This is a genomic window from Bradyrhizobium sp. LeoB3 (genome assembly GCF_055456055.1).
In genome coordinates this window covers 1-553 of sequence record NZ_JBVBEF010000363.1, presented here as the reverse complement: position 1 = coordinate 553, position 553 = coordinate 1, and the positions used below count along the sequence as shown (strand labels likewise).

Below are 553 nucleotides of genomic sequence, written 5' to 3'. Positions count from 1 at the left end.
GCCGGTCGCGGCCAAGCGCGGTTAGACGTACGAGCCCAAAGTGCCCGTAAAGGTGCGAGAGTGGATAGGTCCCGCCCTTGCATCGCCTGACCTTGTGCTTGATGCGCAACCACCGGCGCAACCGCACAGCGGTGTAGTTGTCGATCGCCCGATACGCTTTGGTGACGGTGCCTACATTGAAGTAGTTCGCCCATCCGCGCAGCGTGCGGTTCAACTTCGCCACCAACTCTGTGGTGTCTTGCCCTAACCCGGTTCGAGCCGTCAGCGCATGAAGGGTTTCCACCATGCGCTTGATGCTTTTCTTCGATGGCCGGTACCCCAGGCGCGCCTGGCCGGTTCTCGCTGAGTACATCCGTCCGAACGAGTATCCCAGGAAGTCGAACTCTCCTTCCGGCGCCTTGCAGATTCGTGTCTTGTCCTCGTTGACCGTCAGCTTCAACTTTCCCATGATCTCGCGCAGTCGCGACAAGGCCTCTTCGGCTTTGCCCCGCCGGCATAGGATCACGAGATCGTCGGCGTAGGTCACGATGCGAGTGCCGAGGCTTCGCTCGAG

At 60.8% G+C, this 553-nt stretch carries 1 protein-coding gene; it reads right to left on the bottom strand.

Going from position 1 to position 553, the window contains the following annotated elements; genetic code table 11:
* Positions 1-526, bottom strand: a 526-nt coding sequence (locus tag ACZXDY_RS46330) for a group II intron maturase-specific domain-containing protein (protein ID WP_464350078.1), incomplete at its 3' end; no start/stop codon positions are given.
* Between the last annotated feature and the right edge of the window lie 27 nt (positions 527-553).